The 4,234-nt window shown below is 45.2% G+C and carries 5 protein-coding genes; 4 read left to right on the top strand and 1 reads right to left on the bottom strand.

Annotation, left to right across the window (positions count from 1 at the left end):
* The first annotated feature begins 112 nt into the window (after nt 1-112).
* On the top strand, nt 113-448 hold the full coding sequence (locus FRY97_RS21485; protein ID WP_147169677.1) for a nucleotidyltransferase domain-containing protein: 336 nt from the start codon (nt 113-115) through the stop codon (nt 446-448).
* Between the two features lie 80 nt (nt 449-528).
* Here FRY97_RS21485 and FRY97_RS21490 read toward each other — a convergent pair whose 3' ends face one another.
* Nucleotides 529-2,079 (bottom strand): ArnT family glycosyltransferase, encoded by a 1,551-nt coding sequence (locus FRY97_RS21490; protein ID WP_147169678.1) that lies wholly within the window; start codon nt 2,077-2,079, stop codon nt 529-531.
* A 240-nt stretch (nt 2,080-2,319) separates the two neighbouring features.
* Here FRY97_RS21490 and FRY97_RS21495 point away from each other — a divergent pair, with 240 nt between their 5' ends.
* The 3 genes from FRY97_RS21495 to FRY97_RS21505 form a co-directional block, all read left to right on the top strand.
* Nucleotides 2,320-3,054 carry a hypothetical protein gene (locus FRY97_RS21495; RefSeq protein WP_147169679.1) on the top strand — a complete coding sequence of 245 codons (735 nt, stop codon included), beginning with the start codon at nt 2,320-2,322 and terminating at the stop codon, nt 3,052-3,054.
* A 36-nt stretch (nt 3,055-3,090) separates the two neighbouring features.
* Nucleotides 3,091-3,723: a hypothetical protein gene (locus FRY97_RS21500; RefSeq protein WP_147169680.1), complete on the top strand. Its 633-nt coding sequence runs from the start codon at nt 3,091-3,093 to the stop codon at nt 3,721-3,723.
* Between the two features lie 91 nt (nt 3,724-3,814).
* The coding region (locus FRY97_RS21505) for a hypothetical protein (protein ID WP_147169681.1) at nt 3,815-4,234 on the top strand (420 nt) is incomplete at its 3' end.

Below are 4,234 nucleotides of genomic sequence, written 5' to 3' on the forward strand. Positions count from 1 at the left end.
GATATTATGCAGGAATATGATGCAGCCCAATATATTTTTAAGTTTGGACAAAGAGGGCAGATGGATTGATTTTTTAGCGCTATATGCTTAACTTTCCCAAAAGAGCGAGATTATGGAAAGGGTCGAATTTAACGGAATACCTGAAAGGGTAAAAGCAAAAGTAGCTGAGGTGGATGCGGAAGCCAGGGTGATCCTTTTTGGCTCAAGAGCGCGGGGGGATCATAAATCCGACTCAGACTGGGATTTCCTGATCATTACCCGGCAAAAAGTTTCCCCATCCATCTATAATAAGATAGGAGCGCTTTTATACGACATTGAGCTTGATGCAGAACAGATCATTTCTTACATCATTGAAAATGAAGACACCTGGCATAAATACCAAGAGTCAGAGCTGTACAAGTATGTGAAGGAGGAAGGTATTGAGGTATTCGTTTCAAAAGCTGCATAATGAGCTATTCAAAAGAGGTCACAAACATTAACCTTGACGAACCAGTATGTTTATCTTAAAAGCCAGGCAAGTCACTTGATTTATTTTACTAATACTAAGTAACAATTGCCTTTGGATGACATAACTGTTTTAATTTCATTTTTCATTTTAAAGCGTTCGTATTCACCTTGCATACAGATAATCGCTTTACTTTTCGGAGATAGCTGATGATCTGGAGAAATGGGGTTCAAGGTAAAACCATTGGTTTCATCTTTATTAAAGACTTTAGTGTAGAAGAGAATATTCGGACGATAATAAAGTGATACGATGTTGTAGTAGCCTTTCAACTGATTGTTTTTAATTAGGTGCTTCACAAACTGACCATAGGCTTCTGGCGAATTATAATCGGCCGGATCTGGTCTCATGCAGTATTGGACTTGTTTAGCATAAAAAGGAGCAAGTAGTAAGAGCGTTATAAAGATTCCGGATATAGATTTTTTGTTTTGATTCAAAGAGATACCGATATAGCTTGTGACTACAGATAAAATATTTAGTATCAGCACCCAGCCCGAAGCAGCTAATACTGATAGTAAAGGATATACTGGTAAGTCATACCATACAAGTTTAGTTGAGGAGTTGGAGATTACCAGTAGATAAACAAATATAGAAATGGAGCTAAAACAGATAAAGCGAACAAACCGATCTGGAAAAAAGCTAGTGAACTTCCGCTGTGGAAGAAAGCCGGTCAGGATTCCAATCAAAGATAAGATGATCCAGCCATTAAACCTGTATTGCCAGAGACGAATAAAGTAATACCCGAAAGGATGGTCATGACCTTCTAATTCATCTAAATAACGCCCTCCTAGTTCATTTTCCCAAACAGCTTGAAGGTATCCGGGATTGTAGTGTTCTCTGCCAAGGTAAAAGCTCAGAATCATAAGTAGAAAAACAAGGATAGAAAAATAAAAATGCTTTGAACTGAATAATTGCAAAAGATTTCGTGAGCGTATAGCATAAATAAATAGCGCAGGCATGAAAAGAAGCCCGGCAATGCTTTTAGTCAATACCGCAAGAGCAATAAAGACCGTTGCCAAATAAAGGTATTTATATTTTCGGGTTTCACAAAAAACAAAAAAGGCACATAAGTATGAAAATGTAAAGAAAACCAGTAATGCATCAAAATCACCTGATCTCAAGGAATGAGTACTTTGCAGCGCCCCGTTGGAAATCAGAAAAATAATAGATGCAATTATCCCTACATTTTTGACTTTGAGAAATTTCCACGAAAATGCTAACAAAGCTGATGCTCCCCCTAAACCTGCTAATGCAGAAGGTAGCCTGATGGCCAACTCGCTCGGTCCTAATAATCTCATAAATAGCGCTTGCGCCCATATAAGAAAGGGAGGTTTCGTACCCCATAAATCTGGTTGTCCCTGATAAGTAGTGACAATGAAGTTATCTCCATTTAACATTTCAAAGGCATTAACTGCCCTTCTTGCCTCGTCATAAATCTTTATAACAAATGAATCAAGGTGCAAAAACAGGGGGAAGTACCACACTACAAGAAGGAAAAAGACAAGGGCTAAGTCTTGTCTCTTTTTTGATATTGCCCTTGTCTTGATAAATTCAGTTTTGTTCTTCGAGGATCGCATTTAAATCTTTATAAACTTGACGGTTCTGATTGTTTCACCAGTCTCTTTATTTGAAACTTGTAAAATATACATACCTGAAGATAGGTTTTCAAGATCTAAATTGAAGATAAAATTTGCCCCCTTCTTACCTTCTAAGCGTAGGCTGTTCAGTTTGATGCAAAATCAGCCCTACGTATTTTGGCAAGCAAAAGTATGCCCACACTTCCGTAGCTTTAGAGTTCGACCAAAAAAACACATAAAATGTGGGCACGACTCAAAGCTACGATAAAACATTCAAGGTCTCAAGCAAAAGAGCAGACCATCGGGCGCCGTCGCCTGAAAAGCCAAATCAAAGACCGGGATGCAAAAATAGCCCGTCAGGACGCTGAGATTGCCCGCCTGCGCAAGATTGCAGAGCCGGAAAAAGTCTTTAACCATTCCTACCCGGCTCAGATGATGGTGCTAGCCGTTTATATAGTGGTGCACGCTGGTGGCTCTTTACGCTGTGCGGCGAAGAGCGCAGCGTTTTTTGCCCAAATGATGGGCTGGCCCTTATATGGCAAGCCCAGCCCTACTACAATCCGCAACTGGGTTTTGCGCTGCGGCTATTACGCCTTGGAGTATACCCGCGATTTGCAAGGCGATTATGTAGTCATCATTGACGAGAGTATCCAAATCGGCAAAGAAAAGCTCTTGCTCATGCTGGGCGTCAAGGTCGATGCCGGCCAGTGTTACAGCGCCCCGCTGTGCGGCCTGGACGCTGAAGTGCTCGGCATGGAGGTGCAGAAATCTTGGACGGGCCCCTTCATCGCCCGCTTTATCCAGGACAACCTCAGCCGGTATCCCGGCCTGAAGCTAAAGTACGCCGTAAGCGACCAAGGCACGTCTTTGCTGGCGGCTATGCGCAGCCTGAGCCTGCCCCGGGCCAGTGACTGCAGCCATGTGATGATGAACGCCGTGAAGGATATCTTTGGGCAAGATGAAGCCCTCAGCTAGCTAAGCGCCTCAATCGGGCAACTGCGCAGGCGGCTTATGCTCTCAGATTGGGGCGGGTTGCTGCCGCCTACCTTACGGGACAAAGACCGCTTCCTGAGAATTTTTACTATCGTCGAGTGGGCAAACCGCATGGATGGCTACTGGGCCAAGCTGCCGGCCGTGGCGCGTCGGCACATCGCATTTTACCGTAAGGCCTGGCCTTTACTCCGGCGCTTGCGGCAGGTCAGGGAGCTGATTGCCATAGCGTCGGCTATCTTGAAAACGGCAGGGTTAAGCAAGCACAGCTTTCAACGCTGGCAGCAAAGTGCCGCCCAGTATTTGAGCGCCCAAAAGGTAGCCACCAAACAAGCCAAGGCATTCGTTGCCAAAATAGATGCGTACTTTGCCGCCCATGCCGGATTATATAAAGGGTGCAGCCAGATCATTTGTTGCTCCGATATTATCGAGAGCACCTTCAGCCGCTACAAAAACAAAGGGGGGATGAAGGCCATTAGTGCCGATGTGCTCAGTGTCGCTTTGTACAACCGGGAAATCACCAGCGGGTTTGTCCGCAGTGCGCTGACCAGCGTCAGTTGCCTGGATGTGGAAGAGTGGCAGCAGGATAACGTCTGCCACAACCGCTACGGGCTGCGAAAATCAATGGACCGAGAGCTAAAATCCCTAGGGTGAGAACCTTATCAGACTGAACAGCCTACCACTAGACATTTTAGTAAAGAAGCGTAAAAGCGACTATCTTTAAAGTCGACGAAAACCAAAAGACATGTCGACATTTACGCTTCTTGAGCAAGTTACAGAAAAGGCTGTAGAACTTCCAAAATACACCCTGAAGAATACCCTGATCGTGAGCCATTCCATCCTTCATGCGGGCAGCGTGAACCTGAACAAGGTAAAGAACAGCGTCCCACATGTTCGTGGGGGCGGGTTAGCTAGCGCTCATGCAGACTACAAGCTGCTTACGCGCTACTTTGACCAGGGCAAGATCGAAAGCGAACAGGACCGGCAGCGCTACGAGCAGTTGATGCAAGGCCCTCGGGCTTTATGCTGGATGGTGTTCTTTGAACGGTCCAGGCAACTGTGCTGCAAGAAGCCAAAGTACCTCCTGCTGTATGGTACAAAGTGGGACTGCGGCGACGAGAGTATACACCTGATGACGCTCTGCGTCCTGGCCGGCGATGTGGCG

This window comes from Phaeodactylibacter luteus (assembly GCF_007993045.1).
GTDB classification, from domain to species: Bacteria; Bacteroidota; Bacteroidia; order Chitinophagales; family Saprospiraceae; genus Phaeodactylibacter; species Phaeodactylibacter luteus.